The sequence below is a fragment of the Allobosea rubneri genome, assembly GCF_032464875.1.
Lineage (GTDB): Bacteria > Pseudomonadota > Alphaproteobacteria > Rhizobiales > Beijerinckiaceae > Allobosea > Allobosea rubneri.
The window spans coordinates 93891-115969 of record NZ_JAWDID010000001.1; the positions used below are offsets into that span (position 1 = coordinate 93891).

General features: G+C 67.9%; 18 protein-coding genes and 1 pseudogene. 7 read left to right on the forward strand and 12 right to left on the reverse strand.

What is annotated here, in order from left to right; translation table 11 throughout:
* Nucleotides 1–2: 2 nt before the first annotated feature.
* Both dnaJ and dnaK read right to left on the reverse strand, forming a co-directional pair.
* Nucleotides 3–1133: a molecular chaperone DnaJ gene (dnaJ, locus tag RKE40_RS00455; RefSeq protein ID WP_316016276.1), complete on the reverse strand. Its 1131-nt coding sequence runs from the start codon at nt 1131–1133 to the stop codon at nt 3–5.
* Between the two features lie 130 nt (nt 1134–1263).
* Nucleotides 1264–3189 carry a molecular chaperone DnaK gene (gene dnaK, locus RKE40_RS00460; RefSeq protein WP_316016277.1) on the reverse strand — a complete coding sequence of 642 codons (1926 nt, stop codon included), beginning with the start codon at nt 3187–3189 and terminating at the stop codon, nt 1264–1266.
* Nucleotides 3190–3637: 448 nt separating this feature from the next.
* On the opposite strand from dnaK, the gene RKE40_RS00465 reads away from it, so the two are divergent.
* Nucleotides 3638–4534 (forward strand): hypothetical protein, encoded by an 897-nt coding sequence (locus RKE40_RS00465; protein WP_316016278.1) that lies wholly within the window; start codon nt 3638–3640, stop codon nt 4532–4534.
* An 11-nt stretch (nt 4535–4545) separates the two neighbouring features.
* Here the strand turns inward: RKE40_RS00465 and RKE40_RS00470 are convergent, their stop codons facing one another.
* Entirely contained in the window at nt 4546–5532 is a 987-nt protein-coding gene (locus RKE40_RS00470; protein WP_316016279.1) for a methylated-DNA--[protein]-cysteine S-methyltransferase, read from the reverse strand.
* A 116-nt stretch (nt 5533–5648) separates the two neighbouring features.
* On the opposite strand from RKE40_RS00470, the gene RKE40_RS00475 reads away from it, so the two are divergent.
* The gene (locus RKE40_RS00475; protein WP_316016280.1) at nt 5649–6251 is read left to right on the forward strand and encodes a class I SAM-dependent DNA methyltransferase; all 603 of its coding nucleotides are present in this window, start codon (nt 5649–5651) and stop codon (nt 6249–6251) included.
* 4 nt (nt 6252–6255) lie between these two features.
* Here the strand turns inward: RKE40_RS00475 and RKE40_RS00480 are convergent, their stop codons facing one another.
* Entirely contained in the window at nt 6256–6777 is a 522-nt protein-coding gene (locus RKE40_RS00480) for a hypothetical protein (protein ID WP_316016281.1), read from the reverse strand.
* Nucleotides 6778–6782: 5 nt separating this feature from the next.
* Nucleotides 6783–7316, reverse strand: a complete 534-nt coding sequence (locus RKE40_RS00485; protein WP_316016282.1) for a DUF2244 domain-containing protein — start codon at nt 7314–7316, stop codon at nt 6783–6785.
* Nucleotides 7317–7342: 26 nt separating this feature from the next.
* Here RKE40_RS00485 and nth point away from each other — a divergent pair, with 26 nt between their 5' ends.
* On the forward strand, nt 7343–8044 hold the full coding sequence (nth, locus tag RKE40_RS00490; RefSeq protein WP_316016283.1) for an endonuclease III: 702 nt from the start codon (nt 7343–7345) through the stop codon (nt 8042–8044).
* A 4-nt stretch (nt 8045–8048) separates the two neighbouring features.
* Here the strand turns inward: nth and RKE40_RS00495 are convergent, their stop codons facing one another.
* Entirely contained in the window at nt 8049–9035 is a 987-nt protein-coding gene (locus RKE40_RS00495) for a Bug family tripartite tricarboxylate transporter substrate binding protein (protein WP_316016284.1), read from the reverse strand.
* The gene (locus RKE40_RS00500) at nt 8968–10170 is read right to left on the reverse strand and encodes a 4-oxalomesaconate tautomerase (RefSeq protein WP_316016285.1); all 1203 of its coding nucleotides are present in this window, start codon (nt 10168–10170) and stop codon (nt 8968–8970) included. The genes RKE40_RS00495 and RKE40_RS00500 overlap by 68 nt, the downstream gene beginning before the upstream one ends.
* Before the next feature lie 86 nt (nt 10171–10256).
* Here RKE40_RS00500 and RKE40_RS00505 point away from each other — a divergent pair, with 86 nt between their 5' ends.
* Nucleotides 10257–11171, forward strand: coding sequence for a LysR family transcriptional regulator (locus RKE40_RS00505; RefSeq protein ID WP_316016286.1), 915 nt, complete (start codon nt 10257–10259; stop codon nt 11169–11171).
* A 6-nt stretch (nt 11172–11177) separates the two neighbouring features.
* Here RKE40_RS00505 and RKE40_RS00510 read toward each other — a convergent pair whose 3' ends face one another.
* On the reverse strand, nt 11178–11975 hold the full coding sequence (locus tag RKE40_RS00510; protein ID WP_316016287.1) for an undecaprenyl-diphosphate phosphatase: 798 nt from the start codon (nt 11973–11975) through the stop codon (nt 11178–11180).
* 243 nt (nt 11976–12218) lie between these two features.
* Between RKE40_RS00510 and RKE40_RS00515 the strand changes: the two genes are divergently transcribed.
* The 3 genes from RKE40_RS00515 to RKE40_RS00525 are packed head-to-tail and all read left to right on the forward strand — an operon-like array spanning nt 12219 to nt 14910.
* Nucleotides 12219–12911: a glutathione S-transferase family protein gene (locus RKE40_RS00515; protein WP_316016288.1), complete on the forward strand. Its 693-nt coding sequence runs from the start codon at nt 12219–12221 to the stop codon at nt 12909–12911.
* Nucleotides 12809–14047, forward strand: coding sequence for a tRNA epoxyqueuosine(34) reductase QueG (gene queG, locus RKE40_RS00520; RefSeq protein WP_390893163.1), 1239 nt, complete (start codon nt 12809–12811; stop codon nt 14045–14047). The genes RKE40_RS00515 and queG overlap by 103 nt, the downstream gene beginning before the upstream one ends.
* Nucleotides 14044–14910: an SDR family oxidoreductase gene (locus RKE40_RS00525; RefSeq protein ID WP_316016290.1), complete on the forward strand. Its 867-nt coding sequence runs from the start codon at nt 14044–14046 to the stop codon at nt 14908–14910. Before queG ends, RKE40_RS00525 begins: the two co-directional genes overlap by 4 nt.
* A 7-nt stretch (nt 14911–14917) precedes the next feature.
* Here the strand turns inward: RKE40_RS00525 and olsB are convergent, their stop codons facing one another.
* The 4 genes and pseudogenes from olsB to RKE40_RS00545 form a co-directional block, all read right to left on the reverse strand.
* A complete protein-coding gene (olsB, locus tag RKE40_RS00530) occupies nt 14918–15874 on the reverse strand; it encodes a l-ornithine N(alpha)-acyltransferase (protein ID WP_316016291.1) in 957 nt (318 codons plus the stop codon).
* Between the two features lie 165 nt (nt 15875–16039).
* A complete protein-coding gene (locus tag RKE40_RS00535; RefSeq protein ID WP_316016292.1) occupies nt 16040–18112 on the reverse strand; it encodes an ATP-binding protein in 2073 nt (690 codons plus the stop codon).
* Between the two features lie 121 nt (nt 18113–18233).
* Nucleotides 18234–19774: pseudogene (locus RKE40_RS00540) on the reverse strand (YifB family Mg chelatase-like AAA ATPase).
* A gap of 84 nt (nt 19775–19858) precedes the next feature.
* Nucleotides 19859–22024 (reverse strand): TRAP transporter permease, encoded by a 2166-nt coding sequence (locus tag RKE40_RS00545; protein WP_316016293.1) that lies wholly within the window; start codon nt 22022–22024, stop codon nt 19859–19861.
* Nucleotides 22025–22079: the final 55 nt, after the last annotated feature.

The following is a 22079-nucleotide window of genomic DNA, read 5'->3' on the forward strand; positions in this document are numbered from 1 at the left end:
GATCAGGCGGCGCCGCCGAGTCCGCCGAGGAAGTCCTTGACCCGGCCGAAGAAGCCGGCGCTTTCCGGATGGGTCGCGCCGGAGCTCTCGCGCTCGAATTCGAGCAGAAGCTCGCGCTGGCGGGCGGTGAGCTTCTGCGGCGTCTCGACCAGGACCTGGATGTAGAGGTCGCCGGAATCGCGCGAGCGCAGTACGCTCATGCCCTTGCCCTTCAGGCGGAACTGTTTGCCGGTCTGCGTTCCCTCGGGGATCTTTACCCTGGCCTTCTCGCCGTTGAGCGTCGGCACCTCGATCTCGCCGCCGAGCGCCGCCGAGGTCAGGCCGATCGGCACGCGGCAGAACAGATCGGCGCCGTCGCGCTGGAAGATGGCGTGCGGCTTGATCGAGAGGAAGATGTAGAGATCGCCCGCAGGACCGCCGCGCAGGCCGGCCTCGCCCTCGCCGGCGAGCCGGATGCGCGTGCCGTCCTCGACACCGGCCGGGATATTGACCGAGAGCGTGCGCTCGCGCGTGACGCGGCCGGAACCGTGGCAGCCATTGCAGGGATCGTCGATGACCTCGCCACGACCGCCGCAGGTCGGGCAGGTGCGTTCGACCGAGAAGAAGCCCTGATTGGCGCGGACCCGGCCATGACCACCGCAGGTCGGGCATTGCCGCGACTTCGAGCCGGTCTTGGCGCCGGTACCGGAGCAGACCTCGCAGACCACGGAAGTCGGCACGCGAATGGTCGCGTTCTTGCCGGTATAGGCCTCTTCCAGGCCGATCTCGAGATTGTAGCGCAGATCGGCGCCGCGTTCGCGGGCATTGGCACCGCGCGGGCCGCTGCGGCCGCGCCCTTCGCCGAAGAAGGATTCGAAGATGTCCGACATGAAGTCGGACATGTCGGCCGGGCCGCCACCGCCGCCCTGCTCGAAGGCCTGATGGCCATAGCGGTCATAGGCGCCGCGCTTCTGCCCGTCGGAAAGGACCTGATAGGCCTCGTTCAATTCCTTGAACTTGGTCTCGGCCGCCTTGTCGCCGGGGTGCCGGTCGGGGTGGCACTGCATGGCGAGCTTGCGAAAGGCGCTTTTCAGCTCCGCATCGCTCGCGGTCTTCTGCACGCCGAGAATTTCGTAATAGTCGCGCTTGGACATCAAACAGCCGCCCTTTCGCCCTCCTGCGCGTCACCGCACAGGAGGGCGAGCTTTTCCTTCAGGGGCCATTCCGCGAATGCAATGGCCGGGTCAAGCCCGGCCATCACATTCCTCAGGATGGCGAACGCGCTCAGGCGCTCTTCTTCTTGTCGCCCTTGTCGTCGCTGACGTCCTTGAAGTCGGCGTCGATGACGTCGTCCTTCTTGGCGTCGGCGTCGTCGGCTGCGCCTTCGGCGGCACCGGCCTCGGCCTGGCTGGCGGCATACATCGCCTCGCCAAGCTTCATCGAAGCCTGCATCAGGTCGGTGGTGCGCGAGGCGATCGCCTCGGCGTCCTCACCGGCCAGCGCCGTCTTCAGCGCGTCGAGCGCGGTCTCGATCGCGGTCTTGTCGGCCGCCGAAACCTTATCGCCATAATCCTTCAGCGACTTCTCGGTCGAGTGCACGAGGCTCTCGGCCTGGTTCTTGGCCTCAACCAGCTCGCGGCGCTTCTTGTCCTCGGCGGCGTTGGACTCGGCATCCTTCACCATCTTCTGGATCTCGGCCTCGGACAGACCGCCGGAAGCCTGGATGCGGATCTGCTGCTCCTTGCTCGTCGCCTTGTCCTTGGCGGTGACCGAGACGATGCCGTTGGCGTCGATGTCGAAGGTCACCTCGATCTGCGGCATGCCGCGCGGGGACGGCGGAATGCCCATCAGGTCGAACTGGCCGAGCATCTTGTTGTCGGCCGCCATTTCGCGCTCGCCCTGGAAGACCCGGATCGTCACCGCCTGTTGATTGTCCTCGGCAGTGGAGAAGACCTGGCTCTTCTTGGTCGGGATCGTGGTGTTGCGGTCGATCAGGCGCGTGAACACGCCGCCCAGCGTCTCGATGCCGAGCGAAAGCGGGGTCACGTCGAGCAGCAGCACGTCCTTGACGTCGCCCTGCAGCACGCCGGCCTGGACCGCGGCGCCGATAGCGACGACCTCGTCCGGGTTGACGCCCTTGTGGGGCTCCTTGCCGAAGAACTGCTTCACGACTTCCTGGACCTTCGGCATGCGGGTCATGCCGCCGACCAGAACGACCTCGTCGATGTCACCGGCGGTGAGGCCGGCATCCTTGAGGGCCTTGCGGCAGGGCTCGATGGTGCGCTGCACGAGATCGTCGACCAGGCTCTCGAACTTGGCGCGCGAGAGCTTGATGGCGAGGTGCTTCGGACCCGAGGCATCGGCCGTGATGTAGGGCAGGTTGATCTCGGTCTGGGCCGTGGTCGAGAGCTCGATCTTGGCCTTTTCGGCGGCTTCCTTCAGGCGCTGGAGAGCGAGCTTGTCCTTCTTCAGGTCGATGCCCTGCTCGCGCTTGAATTCGTCCGCCAGGTACTCGACCAGGCGCATGTCGAAGTCCTCGCCGCCGAGGAAGGTGTCGCCATTGGTCGACTTCACCTCGAAGACGCCGTCGCCGATCTCGAGGATCGAGACGTCGAAGGTGCCGCCGCCGAGGTCATAGACCGCGATCGTGCCGGTCGACTTCTTGTCGAGGCCATAGGCGAGCGCAGCCGCGGTCGGCTCGTTGATGATGCGCAGCACCTCGAGGCCGGCGATGCGGCCGGCATCCTTGGTGGCCTGGCGCTGGGCGTCGTTGAAGTAGGCGGGAACGGTGATGACCGCCTGCGTGACCGGCTGGCCGAGATAGGCCTCCGCGGTCTCCTTCATCTTCGTCAGCGTGAAGGCGGAGATCTGCGAGGGCGAGTAATCCTTGCCGTCAGCCTCGACCCAGGCGTCGCCCGAGGGGGCCTTCTTGATCTTGTAGGGGACGAGATCGATGTCCTTCTTGGTCATCGGATCGTCGAAGGTGCGCCCGATCAGGCGCTTGATGGCGAAGAAGGTGCGCTCCGGATTGGTGACGGCCTGGCGCTTGGCCGGCTGACCGACAAGACGCTCGCCGTCATCCGTGATGGCGACGATGGAAGGCGTGGTGCGCGCGCCCTCCGAATTCTCGATGACCTTGGGCGTCGAGCCTTCCATCACTGCAACGCAGGAATTGGTCGTGCCGAGGTCGATACCGATAACTTTACCCATGGAAGGGATCCCTTTCGATTTAGCAGATCGCCGGAACGCCGCGCCGTGACGCAGCCCTCCGGCCCATGGTCCCGCCCCGTCCCCACCTTCTGCGGCGAACGAATGCAGGATATCCACGTCTGGCAGGCGTTTCCGGATCCGAGGGCTGATGCCCCGGCCCGGCAACCGTCCGCCGGTTCAACAAAGCGAACCGGGAATCCGCCAAGAGCTTGGGAGCCATGGCATTCCGGTTCCGGCAGTGGCGAAAACCACCGCTTCGCGGCGTATATAGGGAGGGTGCCGCCCCCCTTGCAAGGCGCGAAGCCGGATTAAGAAGCAAGTCCCAGCGTAGCCCGCACAGTATTCGGGGCTCCGCATGATTAACGCATGGTGTTGCTCCCGCGCCCTTGCGCGCAGAGCCTCACCATTCCATGCAGAAAGACCGCCTTTCGCCGGAGAAGGAACAGCCGTGACGCCGACCTGCCGCCCCGCCGCAAGCCGCCTCGTCGCCACCGGCGCCGCGCTGGCTTGGCTCGGCTGCACGGCAATGGCGCAGCCGCTGCAACTGCCCGGCGCGCAACCCTTCAATGCGCCCGGCACGCAACAATCGGCGCCGGCCTCGGCCGCTCCTTCAGCGCCCCGGCCGCGCACCATGCCGGCGATCAGGATTCCCGGCGAGGATTCGCTGCTCGGCAAGACGGTGCGGCGCAATGGCGGTGCGGGCGAGGCGACGCTGGAGAAGACCGCTACCGGCTTCGGGCTGAAACTGCGTGCAGAGGGCTTCCAGGCCCAGAACCTGGTCGAGCCCTGCGCCATCTCCTTCGGCGAGACTCCGGTGCCGCTGACGTCGCTCGGCAAGCCCGCCGGCCTGCCGCGCTACAAGCTCGAGGCCTCGGCCTGCCCGATCGTGTTCGACGTGCTGGAGGGTGGCTTCCTCGTGGTCGAGCCGGCCGAGCCCTGCGTGATCGAGGCGGCTCAGTGCCGGATCGACCCGCGCGGCGTCTGGGGTCCCGATGCGCGCACGCTCGTGGCGCGGGCCAAGGAGATCGAGGCCGAGCGTGGCAAGGCGGAAAACGCCGTGCGCGAAGGCTACAGGGCGCTGTCGGCCAAAGCCGAACTGCCTGAGCAGCGCAGCATCGCCCGCGAGCAGGCCGCCTTCTCCTCCGAGCGCGCCCAGATCTGCCGCGACTTCCAGAGCGAGGGCAGCCACAGCTTCTGTGGCGCCCGCATCACCGAGGCTCGTGCCGCCTCGATCCGCGCGCGGCTCGGCCTGCCAGAGCCGAAGCCGGAAGCGGCCAAGCCTGCCCGCCCGGCGACGGCGAGGCGTACGCCGGCCGCCGCGCCGCCCGCCCCGGTCTCGCAGTAGCGCCTTCGCCCTCAGGCGGCCTGACCGCCCGAGAGCTGCCCCGCTTCCCAGCCAAGGATGGCGCGCTTGCGCGTCAGCCCCCAATGGTAGCCGGTGAGCGCGCCGGACTTGCCGATCACGCGATGGCAGGGCACGACGAAGGAGATCGGGTTCTTGCCGACCGCCGCACCGACGGCTCGGGCAGCCGAGGGCTTGCCGATATGGCCTGCGACATCGCCATAGGTGGTGGCGCAGCCGACCGGGATCTTCAGCAGCGTCTCCCAGACCCGCACTTCGAAATCGGTGCCGATCAGCACGACACGCAGCGGCGTCTGCGGCGACCAGCGCTCCGGCTCGAAGATGCGGCCGGCATAGGGCTTGGTCGCCTGCGGATCGAAGCGGTAATCGGCATGCGGCCACCGGCGCATCATGTCGGCCAGCGCCTCGGCCCGGCCGCCGACGACCTTGCCGCCATCCTGGCCGTTCGAGACCCAGCCGAGCCCGGCAAGGCCACGCTCGGTGACCACGATCAGCGCCTCGCCGAAGGGCGAGGCATGGAAGCCGTAGGAAAGCCGCAGGCCCTCGCCCCCAGTCTTCCATTCGCCCGGCGACATCGCCTCATGAGTGACGAAGAGGTCGTGCAGCCGGCCGGGGCCGGAGAGGCCGACCTCGTAGCTGGTGTCGAGGATGCTGGCGGAGGAGGCCAGCAGCCCCTTGGCGTTGTCGAGGGTGATCGCCTGTAGGAAAGCCTTCGGCGTCAGCCCGCACCAGCGCCGGAACAGGTGATGGACGTCGGTCGGGGTCGCGCCGGCGGCTTCCGCGATCGCCTCGATCGTCGGCTGCTGACGCCAGTTGTTGGTGATGTAGGCGAGGATGCGGCGCACCGTGTCGTAGTCGGAGCCGGGCGCGGCCGCCGGGAAATCGGCTTCCGAGGGGATGGCCTCGGCGGCGCGGGCGAGCACGGCATTGGACAGGTTGATCGGTTTCATCGCAGTTCGGAAGCCGGGGTGAGCGTTCATCGTTCTGTCCTCGCGATCTGATCTCATGGTCGCGAAGCTAGTCCTGTCAGCATGCGTCTCCCACCCGAAAGCTGACAAGCTCGTCTTCTCCACCCGGCGCGCTTAGAATTCCAAGGATGACCGATTCCGCCGACGCCATCATCTCGCTCTATCAGCGTCATGCCACCGCCTATGACCGGCAGCGCGGCCGCAAGCTGATGGAGGCACGCTGGCTCGACCGTTTCCTGTCGCTGCTGCCAGCGGCGCCTTCCGTTCTCGACATCGGCTGCGGCATGGGCGAACCGATTGCGCGGCACCTTATCGAACGCGGCTGCGCGGTGACCGGCATCGATTCCTCCGAACCGCTGATCGGGCTCTGTCGCGAACGCTTTCCGCAGCACTCCTGGCAGGTCGCCGACATACGCAGTCTCGCGCTCGGCAGGCGCTTCGACGGGCTGATCGCCTGGGACAGCTTCTTCCATCTTCGCCAGGCCGACCAGCGCCTGATGTTCCCGCGCTTCCGTGAGCATGCGGCCGAGGGCGCCGCCCTGCTCTTCACCAGCGGGCCCGGCCATGGCGAGGCGGTTGGTACCTTCGAGGGCGAGCCGCTCTACCATGCCAGCCTCGCCCCGGAGGAATACCGGCGCCTGCTCGACGAGAACGGCTTTGCCGTCGTCGACCATGTCGTCGAGGATGCGGCCTGCGGCGGCCACACGATCTGGCTGGCGCAGCGGCGCTGACGCCTCAGGCGAGGATCGGGCCAGAAACGAAACGCCGCAGCTTCTCGCGGGTCAGGCGCTGGTTGTTGCGCTGCCATTCGTCGTTGGTGGCAAAAACCGGCGAGGTCTCGTCCCAGCCGCTGCAGCTATAATCCGACTGCTCGGCGAAGAAGGCGACGAAATCCTCCCTAGCGGTCCACTCGGCGATCGCAGTCCCGGCATGATGGCCGTCGAGGATATCGCAGAGCTTGATCCCGGCCTGCGTGCGGATCAGGCCATGGCCGCAGAAATCGCGATGGAACTCATGGATCAGGCCGCGTTCGACCGGGTGCTGCATCACCCTGTCCCAGACCTCCCCGGCCAGCACCGGCCCGAACAGGGAATGATCGAGCCGATCGCGCAATTTGAGCGCATAGGCACGGCGCGAGGCCTCCCCGCCCTCCTGCGGCGGCAGGTTTCCGCGCGGGCCGCGATTGGCGCGAATGGCTGCCACCAGCACGAAGACGATCACCCCGAGCGCGATCAACGGGATGATCGTCGCCGCCATGCGCGTCAGACGGGTTCGTAATCGGGCCCGCGCCGGGCTTTCGTCAGGGCGGCCGAGAGTGCCGACGCGAAACCCTCGCGCTCCTGCGGCGACAGGGCCGCGGCGAGCGCAACCTTGCGGCCGCGCGAGACGAGCGCCAGACGCATCAGCCCGTAATCCTCGTCATGCTCGCGCTCCAGCTTCGTCCAGGCCGGATTGGAGCGCCAGACCGCTTCCTTGCCGCGATGGGAGACCTGGCGCAGCACGATTTCGAGCGGCGTCACCACGATGCGCTCGAAGGCGCGCGCGGCGTTGAAATTGACCTTGAAGGCGATGAACAGTGCCAGGATATCGAGCCCGAAGAAGCCGGCGACGGGCCAGGCGCCGAGCAGGACGAAAGGCACCGACGCGACGATGCTGGTCAGGCAGACCAGGGTCATCACGAGCCGGAACCCGCTTTGGCCGAGCGAGCGATGCGGCGTGATCGTCGCGTCGAAGACAGGGCGCTCCGCCACAGCGCCGAAGGCCGCGGCCGCGCTCTCGGGATCGGGCTTGCTCAAGCTCATCCTGCGATTATAACGCCGCCATGAGCGAAGCGAACAGGGGCCAGCAGCGCACGCCGGCGCGCAAGCGGATCACGAATCCGAAGCCCCGCAGCACCGCAGAAATCCGCGAGATCTTCACGCGCTTCCGCACGGCAAGGCCGGAGCCGAAAGGCGAGCTCGACTATGTCAACGCCTTCACGTTGCTGGTCGCGGTCCTGCTCTCGGCCCAGGCGACCGATGCCGGGGTCAACAAGGCGACGAAGCGGCTGTTCGAACTCGCCGACACGCCCGAGAAGATGCTGGCGCTCGGCGAGGACCAGGTGCGCGAGCTGGTCAAGACGATCGGGCTCTACCGCACCAAGGCGAAGAACGTCATCGCACTCTGCGAGAAGCTGATCGCCGAATTCGGCAGCGCCGTGCCGACCACGCGCGAGGCGCTGGAGAGCCTGCCCGGTGTCGGCCGCAAGACCGCAAACGTCGTGCTCAACATCGCTTTCGGCGAGATCACCCACGCGGTCGACACCCATGTCTTCCGCGTCGCCAACCGCCTGCGCATCGCGCCGGGCAAGAACGTGCTGCAGGTCGAGTTCGGGCTGGAGAAGGCGATTCCCGCCGAGTTCGGGCGGCATGCCCATCACTGGCTGATCCTGCACGGGCGCTATACCTGCAAGGCCCTGCGCCCGGCCTGCGAAAGCTGCATCGTCGCCGATCTCTGCGACTCCGCGGACAAGCGGATCGCCTGAAGCTTCAATTGATCGCGAGGCGGGCCTCGCGGATGATCCCGGCCCAGCGGCGTGATTCCGCCTCCATCATCGCCGCGAACTCCTCGGGCGCATTGCCGATCGGCCCGGCGCCTTCGTTCTGCAGCCGCTCGCGGATCAGCGCGCTGTTGATCGTCTCGACGGTCGCGTTCCGCAGCCTGGCCGCGACCTGCTTCGGCGTCCCCTTCGGCACGACGAAGCCGTACCAGGCGGTCGCCTCGTAATTCGGCCACCCGCTCTCGGCCACCGAAGGCACTTCGGGGAAGAGCTTGGCCCGGGCCCTGCCGGTCACCGCCAGCGCCCTGACCTTGCCGCCCTCGATCAGGCCGAGCACCGAGGGCACGGTGGTGACCATGAAATCGGAATTGCCGGCGAGCAGATCGGTCAAGGCAGGACCTGCGCCGCGATAAGGCACATGCACCGCGTTGAATTGCGCCGTCTGGGCCAAGAGCACGGTGGCAAGATGACTGGCCGAGCCGTTGCCGGCAGAGCCATAGGTCAGCTTGCCCGGGTTCTTCTGCGCCTGGCCGACGAGCTCGGCCAGCGACTTGTGCGGCGAGCCAGCCGCGACCACGACCACCAGCGGCGCGGCCGAGATCAAGGTCAGCGGGTCGAAGGCGGACAAGGGATCGACCCGGACGTTCTTGAACAGATGCGGGTTGACCACCATCGGCCCCTGATTGGCCATCAGCACCGTGTAGCCATCGGCCGGGGACGAGGCCGCCTGCGCCGTCGCGAGATTGCCGCCCGCCGAGCCGTTGTTCTCGACGACCAGCGACTGGCCGAGCCGCTCGCCGACGCCCTGGGCGACGAGCCGCGCGATCGCATCGGTGCCGCCGCCGGCGGCATAGGGCACGAGCAGCCGCATCGGCCGCTCGGGGAAGACCGCCTGCGCGGCCGCGGCCTCAGACAGGCAGGTGCCGGCCGCGAGGCTCGCCATTAAGGTACAGAATTGACGGCGCGTCGTGGTCATGGCTGCGATTTCCTCCCGTTTCCGCCCTCTCTGCAAGCGCGAACATCGCGTTGGCGGGGACGATTACGTTTCCTTCGAAGATGCGGCGCGCGGTCCGAATGAGGCTCGCACGCACGATCTCGCCGGCTTCGTCCAGCGCGAGATCAACCTGGATGGTGCCGCTCGGATGCTCGATCGTGACGAGCGAACCCGGATGCGGCGAAAGCACGTCCTGGGCGACGCTGCCGGCGAGCCTGCTCGCCGCGGCGATGCAGAGCGCTCCGGTCACGGCATGGCTGCGATGGCAGCGGTCCGGCGTGAAATAGCGCGATGTCAGGCTGCCGCCGCGGCGGGCGGGCGAAAGCAGCCCGATCTTGGGCAGGACATGGCCGGCGACATCGCCGAGGCCCATACGCCGGCCAGCTTCGCGGCGGATCGTTTCGAGACGCGCCAGCAGATAGTCATCGGCATCGAGTTCGGCCGGCGTTTCGTCGCCCGCAAGACCGAAGTCGACAGCCCGCAGCAGCAGCATCGGCGTAGCGTAGTCGACCAGGGTGACCGGGACGCCGTCGATGGTCTCGCGGACCTTGCCGCTCGGCAGCAGCGCGCCGGTCTTGGAACCGACGGCGCGCAGGAAGTTGAGCTTCACCGCGGCCGCCGTGCCGGCGACGCCGTCGATGGCGGTCGTACCGTCATATTCGACGATGCCACCGGGGGTGTTGACCAGGGCCTCGACCAGCGCACCGGTATTGCTGTTGTAGACGCGTACCGGCGTCTCGCCTTCCCTGGCGGGGACCAGCCCGGCCTCGATCGCGAAGGGACCGACGGCGGCGAGCATGTTGCCGCAGTTCGGACCGAGATCGACCAGCGCGCGGTCGACCGCGACCTGAGCGAAGAGATAATCGACATCGGCGTCGGCCCGGGCCGAGCGACTGACGATCGCAACCTTGCTGGTCAGCGAGTTGCCGCCGCCGAGCCCGTCGAGCTGCAGCATATGCGGCGAGCCCATCACCGCGAGCAGGACGCCGGCGCGAGCTGCCGGCTCCGCCGGCAGATCGGTTGCGAGGAAGAACGGGCCGCGCGAGGTGCCGCCGCGCATCAGCACGCAGGGAATGCGCAGGGGCTTGGCGTGCTGAAGCTGGAAGGGAGCGGACAAGGGCGAGCCCCGGCAATTGCGACGCCTCTGTCATCCCAAATCCGATAACCGCTGTGAAATGCAGAGATCGACGCTATTGATACGTGATGAGCATCAATTTCGAAGCACTGGACCTGCGCGCCTTCGTCGCCGTGGTCGAGCTCGGCGGCTTCCACCGGGCGGCCGAAGCCCTGAACATGTCGCAGCCGGCGCTGAGCCGGCGGATCCAGCGGCTCGAAGCGGCGGTCGGCGCCGCCCTGCTCGAGCGGACGACGCGACGCGTGGCGCTGACCATGGTGGGGCGCGAGATGCTGCCCCTGGTCCGTCGCATGCTCGACGAATTCGACACCTCGATCTTCGCGATGCGCGATCTCGGCAGCCGACGCGCCGGGCAGATCGCGCTGGCCTGCATCCCCACCGCGGCCTTCTACTTCCTGCCCTCGGTGATCGCGCGCTTCAGCGAGCAATACCCCAACATCCGCTTCCGGATCCTCGATCTCTCGGCGAATGACGGGCTCGAGGCGGTGGCGCGCGGCGAGGTCGAATTCGGCATCAATCTGCTCGGCGGCTCGGATGCCGAACTCACCTTCGAGCCGTTGCTGGAGGACCCGTTCGTGCTGGCCTGCCGACGCGACCATGCACTCGCCGACCGGCCTGCTCTGGCCTGGACTGATCTCGAGGGCCATCCGCTGGTCACGGTCAGCCGGGCGAGCGGCAATCGCGCCATCCTGGATTCAGCCCTGGTCAAGGTCGGGGTCAGGCTCGACTGGTCGTTCGAGGTCACCCACCTCTCGACCTCGCTTGGCCTGGTCGAGGCCGGGCTCGGCATCTCGGTGCTGCCGCGGCTGGCGACGCCCGGCCAGAATCACCCGACCATCGCGACGCGGGCGATCCGCGATCCCGAGATCTCGCGCACGATCGGCGTGGTCAGGCGGCGCGGCGTCAGGCTGGCGCCGGCCGCCGAGCGTTTCCTCGAAATGCTGCTCGGGACCTGGCGCGGCCCCGTGCCGGCCCCAGCGTGACCTGCCTCAGCCGAAGACCCAGAGCCCGGCGAGCCCGGCCGAACCGACGACGATCCGCCACCAGGCGAAGGGCGTGAAGCCACGCTTCGAGACGAAGTCGAGGAAGGAGCGGACGACGATCAGCGCCGAGATGAAGGCGGTGACGAAGCCGATGCCGATCAGCAGCGTGTCGCTGGCAGTGAGCTCCTTGTAGTTCTTCATCAGATCGTAGGTGAAGGCGCCGGCCATGGTCGGCATCGCCAGGAAGAAGGAGAATTCCGCGGCAGCGCGCTTGTCCGCCCCGAGCAGCATCGCGCCGACAATGGTCGAGCCCGAGCGCGAGACGCCCGGGATCATGGCGAGGCACTGGATCAGGCCGATCTTGAAATACATCGCCAGCGGAAAGGCGGTGGCGTCATGATGCTTCACCTCGAGCTCCAGCTCGTCGACGACGAGCAGGACCAGCCCGCCGGCGATCAAGGTTGTGCAGACCAGGAAGGGGTTGAACAGCACGCCCTTGATGAAGCCATGGGCGAGCGCGCCGATCACCGCCGCCGGCAGGAAGGCGACGAGCACGCCGAGCACGAAGCGGCGCGCCGCCGGGTCGGTGCGCAGGCGCAGGGCGATGTCGAGCAAACGGCGGAAATAGACCAAGAGGATCGCCAGGATCGCGCCGAGTTGGACCAAAATCTCGAAGGATTTGCCCTTGGATTCGAAGCCGAGGAAATGGCCGAGCAGGAGCAGGTGTCCGGTCGAGGAGACCGGCAGAAATTCGGTCAGCCCCTCGACGACGCCGAGGATGGCGGCCACCAACAGGTCACTCATCGGAAGGTCCTTCTCAGCCGGCAGGCGCGGCGCAACCATGCGGCGCCGCGGGCGTTAAAGCTATGGCGCAGGCTCTTTGCGAATTGGTTACCAATTGGCGAAGGAAAAGCGCCGATTCCGCCGCATAGCCGATAGCCGGGTTGTTAGCCACCGCAGCCGAGCCTATACGGATTTTGCCTCCGCAAGGCCCGCGACCGCGCTTCAGGTCGCATTTCCAGCCCAATTCTCCGTTTCAAGCAACCGATGGCCACGCTTCATCATTATCCGCTCTGTCCCCATTCGCGCTTCGTCCGGCTGGTGCTGGGCGAGTTCGGCCTCGATGCCGCAATGGTCGAGGAGCGGATATGGGAGCGCCGTCGCGAGTTCCTGGAGCTCAATCCGGCCGGCACAACGCCTGTCCTGCGCGAGGATAGCGGGCTCGTCATCCCCGGCGCCGGGCCGATCGCCGAATATCTCGACGAGACGCGCGGACTAGCCCTCGGCGAGCGCCGCCTCCTGCCGGAGGGCCCGGGCGAGCGCATCGAGGTGCGCCGGCTGCTCGACTGGTTCAACATCAAGTTCAACGAGGAAATCACCGCTCCGCTCGTGCTGGAGAAGGTGATGAAGCGCTTCATGAGCCGCGACGAGGGCGGCGGACCGCCGGAAATGAGCGCGATCCGTGCCGCCCGCGGCAATGTCCGCTATCATCTGCGCTATATCGCCTGGCTGACGGCAAAGCGGAACTGGCTCGCAGGCTCGGTTCTGAGCTATGCCGATCTCGCCGCCGCGGCGCATCTCTCCTGCGTCGACTATCTCGGCGACGTGCCCTGGGAAGAGGACGAGGCCGCCCGCGCATGGTACGCCATGATAAAGTCCAGACCGAGCTTCCGGCCGCTGCTCAGCGACCGGATTCCGGGCATGGCGCCGGCAGCCCATTACGACGACCTGGACTTCTGAGCGGCGAGAAGCTTAAGGCCATCGTGCTGGCCCGGGCGGAAAGCGAGGGCTTTTCGGCGGTGCGCGTCGCCTCCGTCGATTCGATCCCGCAAGCGCCGGCGCGCCTCGCCGGCTGGCTCGACGCCGGCAACCATGGCGACATGGCATGGATGACCGAACGCACCGCCGAGCGCGCCGCGCCGGGCGTGCTCTGGCCCGAGGCCCGCTCCGTCGTGATGCTCGGCATGAGCTATGCCGGTGAAGGCGATCCGCTCGCAGTGCTGGGACAGCGCGACCGCGGCGCGATCTCGCTCTATGCCCGAAGGCGCGACTATCACGACGTCATCAAGGGCAAGCTGAAGAGCGTCGCCGGCGTGCTCGCGGCGCGCGGCGAGGTCGACGTCAAGGTCTTCGTCGACACCGCCCCGGTGATGGAGAAGCCGTTGGCGGAAGCCGCCGGGCTCGGCTGGCAGGGCAAGCACACCGTGCTGGTCTCGCGCACGCACGGCTCCTGGCTCTTCCTGGGAGCAATCTACACCACCGCCGAACTGCCGCCCGACGCGCCCGAGCGCGACCATTGCGGCTCCTGCACGCGCTGCCTCGACATCTGCCCGACCGCCGCCTTCCCCGCCCCCTACCAGCTCGATGCCCGACGTTGCATCGCCTATCTGACGATCGAGCATCAGGGCCATATCGACACCGAGTTCCGCGAGGGTATCGGCAACCGCATCTTCGGCTGCGACGATTGCCTCGTAGTCTGCCCTTGGAACAAGTTCGCTCAGGCGGCGCAGGAAACCCGCCTCGCGCTCAGGGATGAGCTCGACGCTCTGCCGCTCGCCGAACTCGCCATGCTGGACGATGCCACCTTCCGGAAGCTCTTTGCCGGCACGCCGGTGAAGCGGACCGGCCGCGACCGCTTCATCCGCAACGTGCTGATCGCGATCGGCAACAGCGGCGAGCCGGCCTTGGCGGCGAGTGCCGAGGCGCTCATCGACGACCCCTCGCCGCTGGTGCGGGCGATGGCGGCCTGGGCGCTGCTGCGCCTCGCCCCGGAGCGGGCAGCGGCACTCGCGCCGGGCAGGCTCGCCTGCGAGCCCGATGCCGATGTCCGGGCCGAATGGGCAAATCCCGATCTCAGAAAGCTGGAACCTGCATGAAGCTCGTCATCCTCGGCCTCGGCTATTCTGCCGGCTTCTTCGCGCGCGCCGCGCTGGCGCAAGGCTGGGAGGTCACCGGCACGGTGCGCTCGGCCGAGAAGGCAGCGAGCCTCAGCCGCGACGGGCTGCGCACGCTCGTCTTCGGCGGCTTCGCGGTGTCCTCGCCTCTGGCCGCCGCGCTGGCGGAAGCCGATGCCGTGCTCGTCTCGGTCCAGCCCGACGAGGAGGGCGATCCCGTACTGCGGACGCTGGCCGACAGGCTCGCGGCGGCCCCCAATCTGCGCTGGATCGGCTATCTCTCGACGATCGGCGTCTATGGCGACCATGGTGGCGCCTGGATCGACGAGACTGCCGAAGCGCGGCCGACCAGTCGGCGCTCGCGCCAGCGCCTCGACATCGAGCAGGGCTGGCTCGCCCTCGGTGAGCGCAGCGGCAAGCCGGTGCAGATCTTCCGGCTCTCCGGCATCTATGGACCCGGCCGCAACGCCATCACCAAATTGCGCGCCGGCACTGCCAACCGGCTGATCAAGCCCGGCCAGGTCTTCAACCGCATCCATGTCGACGACATCGCCCGGGTGCTGCTGGCCTCGCTGGGCAAGCCGCAGCCCGGGGCGATCTACAACGTCACCGACGATGAGCCGGCGCCGCCGCAGGACGTGATCAGCTTCGCCGCCGAACTCGCCGGGCTGGCGCCACCGCCTGAAACGCCCTTCGACTCCGCCAAGCTCTCGCCAATGGCGGCAAGCTTCTATGGCGAGAACAAGCGGGTCTCGAACGCGCTGGTGAAACGCGAACTCGGCTACGGCTTCCGTTATCCGGAGTACCGCCAGGCGCTGCGCGACCTCGCGGCGAACGGCGAATAGAATCGCCTCAGGCGGCGTAGCGCCCGGCCTCGCCGTCGAGATAATCGAGATAGCGCTGGTCGATCGAGGCCACCGGCACGATCACCAGCACGTCGGTCGTGCCGAACTGGCGGTCGATCACGGCGCCGGCGCCGAAGCGGGCGCCGAGGCGCAGATAGCCCTTCACCAGCGGCGGCAGGCTCTTCAGCGCAGCCTTGGCGTCGACCATGCCGGCAGGCAGACGGTCCATCGCCACATAACGCTCCGGCTTGGCGACGACGCGCCATTCGCCCTGAGCGGTGGCGTGATGGTGCAGGAAGGAGAGCGGCAGCGCCAGCGTATCGGGGTCGACGCCGTCGAAGCTGGCGCAGCCGAACATGGCGTCGATGCGGTGGTGGCGGACATAGGCCCAGATGCCGTGCCAGAGCAGCTCCACCGTCTTCTTGGTGCGGTAGGGCTTGAGCACGCAGGAACGGCCGAGTTCAAGGAAGCGCAACTGGGGATGGCGCGCGATCATCGGCTCGATGTCGAATTCCGACTGGCTGTAGAAGCCGCCGAGCCGCCAGGCCGCCTGCTCGCGCATCAGCCGGTAGGTGCCGACGACCTTGGGCTTTATGCCGCCGAAGCGGCCCCGCGCGGCGTGATCTATGACCAGGAGATGGTCGCAGGAGGCATCGAACCGGTCGGCATCGCGCCGGAACATGCGCGAGACGACATCGGGCTTCGCCGACATCTCCTGGTAGAAGACACGGTAACGCAGGCGCTGCGCCCGCCAGATTTCGCGCGGGCCGCGCGCCAGACGGACCTCGAGCGAGCCCGAGCGGCCGAGTGTCCCCGACAGCGCATCGGGGCCGGGATAGGAGAAGACGCTGCGCTGCCTGGCGCCGGCCATCAGCCCGAAAGGCGAGAAGCGGCCGCGCTGCGGCAAGGCTCCCGGCTTCTGCTTTGCCGGCTGGCGGAGACCTAGGAGAACGTCGAACGCCATTTGCGGTCTTATCCCTGTGAGGCCTCGGCTAGGCGCATGACACCACTGCGCCGAACGTCTAACGGGATCGCGACAGAACTACGACAGAGATATGACCAAGAGATAGCCGATCGCCGGCGCGATGGCGACCCCCCTTTGCGACATCGCCCGGCGCGGTCGATAGTCTCAGGCGGAGCGCGCGGACGTCTTTGCCGCGCTGGCAAGCTTCTCGACCCAGGCGCGCAAGGCGTCGCGCGAAAGCGGCTTAGCCAGACAATCATCCATGCCGCCCGCGAGTGCGGCGCGCCGGTCCTCGTCGGAGGTGTTCGCTGTCACCGCCAGGATCGGCAGGCGGGCGGCCCCCCGCGCACGTTCCGCCGCACGGATGCGACGAGCCACGGCGATGCCGTCGAGGACCGGCATCCGGATATCGAGCAAGGCAAGATCGAAGGCCGGCCGCTGCCCGGCGAGAGCTGCCTCGGCCAGGCGTATCGCCTCACTGCCATCACGCGCCCAGGTCGGCACACAGCCAAAATGCTCCAGCGTCCGCGTCACCAGCAGCGCGTTGATCTCATTGTCCTCCGCGACCAGCACCTGTAGCCCGTTCGCGAGCGCTGGCGTCGCCACAGGGTTGGCCGTGGCCGCGGTCTCCGGCGGGCGCCGTGTCCCCCCGAGGCGCTCCTGCAGCGAGCGGGCGCGAACCGGCTTGACCAGGAAGCCGGTGAACCCTGCCGTAAAGGGCGAGCCGTAGCCGCGGCGTTCCGCCGGCGACAGCATGATGACGATCTCGGCGACGCCTGCTTGCCTTGCCGCCTCGGCCAGCCCCTCGACATCACCGCCGGGCAATGCCCGGTCGACCAGTACCGCCGTCAGCGCGGCGTCCTCTTTCAGTCGGGCGAGCGCGGCCAGCCGATCAACAGCGAGGATGACGGTGGCGCCGTGACGCCGGGCCAGCTCGGCGAGATGGCCGGCGCTGAAGGGGGCTCCGGAGGCGACCAGCAGACGCTTGCCGCGCCAGTCCGGCCCTTCGGTTGCAGGGGCTGCCTCTGCAACCGCACGAAGCGGCAGGCCCAGCCTGAAGGTCGCGCCCTGCCCCAACGTGCTTTCAACCTGAATCGTGCCGCCCATCGCCGCTGCCAGCCGGCGCGCAATGGCGAGCCCGAGCCCTGTACCGCCCGTCGTCGGCACGCCCGCGGATTCGACCTGTTCAAATTCCTCGAAAATGCTCTCGAGACGCTCGGCGGGAATGCCGGGGCCGGTATCGGCGACCGCGACGAGGATCGCCTCGCCATTGCGCTCCGCCCGGATGCCGACTCCGCCGTGTTCGGTGAACTTCACGGCATTGCCGACGAGATTGAGCAGGATCTGGCGCAGGCGCTCGGCGTCACCGCGGATGAACTGCGGCAGGTCGGCGGCGAGCAGGGCCGAAACCTCGATGCCCTTGGCCTGGGCGCGCGGCGCCATCAGTTCGGTCACGTCCTCGATCAGCAGAGCGAGATCGAAGGGATCGTCCGCCAGTTCGAGCTTTCCGGCTTCGACCTTGGCGAAGTCGAGGATGCCGTCGACCAGGCCGAGCAGCGCCTCGCCCGAAGTGCGCAGCGCCCGGACATAGGTCGCCTGCTCCGGCTCGAGCCTGGTGTCGCCGAGCAGGTCGGCCATGCCGAGAATGCCGTTGAGCGGGGTTCGGAACTCGTGGCTGACCGTGGCGAGGAAGCGCGACTTGGCGGCACTCGCCTCCTCCGCCCGGCTGCGCGCCTCCTCGAGCGCGCGCTCGCCGGCGATGCGGGCGCTGATGTCGCGACCTACTCGCTGCAGCACGGCCTGCCCCGCCGCGACCGGAACGACGGTCTCGACCCAGGAAATCCAGCGCTCGCCGGCCTCGGTCTCGATGCACTCGTCGAAGATGCGGACGCCGTCCGCCAAGGCCTGGGCTGGCCGGGTGATGCGGACCTGCGGCCGATGCAAGCTGCCGACTGCCGCATTCTCGTCGAGGCCGAGCAGCGCCGCATAGGCGGCATTGGCATAGACGATCCGGCCCTCGCTGCGGCGGACGATCAGATCGCCCTGCGCCTCGATCAGGCTGCGATAGCGCTCCTCGCTATCGGCCAGTTCCCAGAGCCGGTCGTTCAGGCGCTCGACATCGCCGGCGATCGCCGCGGCCTGGCGCACGACGCGCCCCCGCTCGCGCAGCAACCAGAGAGCCGCGACGCCGCTGAGCACGGCGAGCAGCGAGGTTGCGACTGCGACGACAACAGGCAAGGCAGGCCAGGACTCCATGAACACCGATATAGCAGGGCCATGTTGAAGAAAGGTTCGCGCCAAAGCCCCGGATTGCGGCGGGTTCGAACGATTTCGTTAACCTTTTGGCATGGATGGGCGATCAGGCCGCCTGCGCCGCCTGATCGATCCGCGAGCGATAGGACAGCGCCTCGGCGAGATGGATGCGCCCGACCTTTTCCTCACCGTCGAGATCGGCGAGGGTGCGGGCGACCTTGAGCACGCGGTGGTAGCCGCGCGCCGTCAGCCGCATCGCCTCGGCCGCGCTGCGCAGCAGGGCGAGCCCGGCTGCATCGGGCCGCGCAACCTCGTCTAGCGCCGAAGACGGGCAGCCGGCATTGCTGGTGACACCTTCGAGCCCGAGCCGTTCGAAGCGTGCGACTTGGCGTGCCCGGGCCTGCGCCACCCGCACCGCGACCTCGGCCGAGCCTTCGGCGGCGGCGGGCAGGATCAGGTCCGAAGCCGTGACCGCCGGCACGTCGATGGTGATGTCGATGCGGTCGAGCATCGGGCCGGAGATGCCGGCCTGGTACTGGGCCATGCAGCGCTCGTTCGGCTGGCGGCGGCAGGCGAAGCCGGGCTCTGTCGCCTTGCCACAGCGGCAGGGGTTCATCGCCGCGACCAATTGGAACCGCGCCGGATAGACGGCGCGGTGGTTAGCCCGCGAGATCAGCACCTCGCCGGTCTCCATGGGCTGGCGCAGCGCGTCGAGCGCCTGCGGCTGGAACTCCGGCAACTCGTCGAGGAAGAGAACGCCATGATGCGCGAGCGAGACCTCGCCCGGCGTCGCCTTGATGCCGCCGCCGACCAGCGCGGCCATCGAAGCCGAATGATGCGGCGCGCGGAAAGGCCGCCGGTCGGTCAAGGCCCCGTCGGCGAGATGGCCGGCGATGGAGAGCACCATCGAGAGCTCGAGCAGTTCGCGCGGGGCGAGCGGCGGCAGGATCGAAGGCAACCGGCTCGCCAGCATCGACTTGCCGGCACCGGGCGGCCCGTTCATCAGGAGGTTGTGGCCACCGGCGGCGGCGATCTCGAGCACGCGCTTGGCGCTCTCCTGGCCCTTGATGTCGGCAAGATCGGGCAGCGCGCCGGCCTGGCGCGCGACGGCGGGCTGCGGCCGCGCCATCACCTGCGTGCCCTTGAAATGATTGGCGAGCTGGATCAGCGAGCGGGGCGCAAGGATGTCGAGATCCTGCGCCGCCCAGGCGGCTTCCGGGCCCGAGGCGGCCGGGCAGATCAGACCCTGGCCGCGGGCATAGGCGGCGATTGCGGCCGGCAACACGCCGGCGACGGGGCTGATCGAGCCATCGAGGGCGAGCTCGCCGAGCTTGTAGAGCAGGCGGGCGCCGAGCGGCACGGGCTCGCCCCGATCGCCGCCATGACGCCGAGCGCGATCGGCAGGTCATAATGGCTGCCCTCCTTTGGAAGGTCGGCCGGGGCGAGGTTGACGGTAATGCGCTTGGCCGGCAGCGCCAGCCCCGATGCGATCAAAGCGGCGCGAACGCGCTCTTTGCTCTCGCCCACCGCCTTGTCGGGCAGGCCGACGAGGATGAAGGCGACGCCGCCAGGCGTGACCTGGACCTGGACGTCGACGGCGCGTGCCTCGATGCCCTCGAACGCCACCGTCGCGACCCGCGTCACCATCCAGCGCCACCCCGCCCGCATTGCTCCGTTGCCGCGGCGTGACGTTAGCGAAAGCGCGCTATGGTTGCAAGAACATATCAGGAACTATGCTGGTGCAACGGCTGCGCGCCGCGCCAGCACCTGCCTTGCAAGCACCGGCGCGGCGATCACCAGCCCGGCCGCGACGCTGAACGGCGTCGCCAGGATCATAGGCAAGGCGGCAAGTGCAATCACGAAGCGCTCCCACATCGCCAGCGGCGCCAGGAACCAGCCGGCAAAGGCAGCGGACAGGAAGGTGATGCTGGCGAGGCAGGAGGCGGTCGAGCCGATCAGCTCCACCCAGGTGAAACCCGGGGCCATGATCAGCATCGAGGGCGAGAAGACAAAGACGAACGGCACCAGCACCTTGCCGAGCGCCAGCCGGAAGGCGGTGTTGCCGGTCTTGAACGGGTCGGCGCCGGCCATGCTCGCCCCGGCATAGGCGGCGATCGCGACCGGCGGCGTCACATCGGCGAGCACCCCGTAGTAGAACACGAAGAAATGCGCGACGAGCGGGTTGACCCCGAGCATGCCGAGCGCCGGCGCCGCCACCGTCACCATGATGATGTAGTTGGCGGTGGTCGGCACGCCGCAGCCGAGCAGGATGCAGACGATGCCGGTCAGGACGAGGGTGAAGAACAGCGTCGCGCTCTTGAGATCGAAGGGCAGGAACGGCACGAAGCCGAGCACGGCATTGGCCCATTGATCGGCGAGCGAGGTGACGATCCAGGAGATCTTGAAGCCGACGCCGGTGAGCGTGACCACGCCGACGATGATGCCGACCGTCGCTGCGGCCGCCCCGACGCCGATGGCGTATTTCGCCCCGAGGATGAAGGCGTCGACGAGATCGTTGACCCGCTTGCGGCCTTCGTCCCAGCGCAGAAGGGCGCCATGGGCCATCGCCGCGAAGACGGCCAGGACCAGCACGGCGTTGACGCCGGGCACGCGCAGGAACTCAGTCGGGGCAGCAAGACCGATCGCAAGAGCGAAGACCAGGGCCGAGGCCGCCCGGTAATGCGCGAGGCCGACCAGCATGCAGCCGGTGATGCCCCAGAACGCGGCGAGATAGGGTGTGTAGCCGGTGAAGAGCACGACGATCAGGCCGAAGAGCGGCGCGATCGTCGGCCAGTCGCGCGCGAAGACCTCGCGCAGTCGTGGCGCCTCGGCGTCGGTCATGCCGCGCATGCCGTTGCGCTTGGCCTCGAAATGCACCTGCATCAGCACGCCGAAGAAGTGCATGAAGGCGGGGATGATCGCGGCGATGACGATGGTCGCATAAGGCAGGTTGAGGAACTCGACCATCAGGAAGGCGGCCGCGCCCATGATCGGCGGGGTGATCTGGCCGCCGGTCGCGGCGGTTGATTCGACGGCCGCCGCGAAATGGCGCTGATAGCCGAGCCGGATCATCATCGGAATGGTGAGCGAGCCGACGGTGACGGTGTTGGCGACGGACGAGCCCGAGATCATGCCGAACAGGGCCGAGCCGAAGATCGAGACCTTGGCCGGCCCGCCTGCAAAACGTCCGGCGACTGCGGCGGCGACACCAAGGAAGAGCCGGCCGAGGCCGATGCGCGTGGCGAGCACGCCGAACAACACGAAATGGAAGACATAAGTCGCGACGACGCCGAGCGCGACGCCGTAGACGCCCTGGCTGGTCAGGTAGAGATGGTTGACCAGCACCGACCAGGTCGCGCCCGGATGCAGGAAGATGCCAGGAAACCAATTGCCGAAGATCGCATAGAACATCGCGAAGAGCGCGATCAGCGGCAGGCCCCAACCGATGGCGCGGCGCGTCGCCTCGATCATCAGGACGATTGTGATCGAGCCCATGATCACGTCGAGCGTCGACGGATTGCCGACGCGGAAGACGAGGTCCTCGAAGATATAGGGCACGTAGAGGCTGGAGACCGCGACCGCGATGGCGAAGACCCAGTCATGGAGCGGCACGCCGCCGGGGCGCAGCGCCGTCGAGGCATAGATGGTTCCGGCGTCGCTCTTGCGGCCGGAGAAGACGAGGAAGATCAGTCCCAGGACGAACGCCAGATGGATGCCGCGATGCGTCGTCTCGCGCAGCAGCCCGAAGCCGGCGGTGTAGTAATGGAAGGCCGAGAGCGCTAGCAGCAGCGCGCCGATCAGCAGCGCGGTGCCCTGCGGCATCTTGCGGAACTGCATCTCGGGATCGAGCTCTTCCTCGAGCTTGGCAAGTTCGGCTGCGGAGGGCTGATTGGTCATGTCGGGCTTTCGTCAGATCGCGGCATCAGGCGCGGTCGAGACCACATTCTCGGGC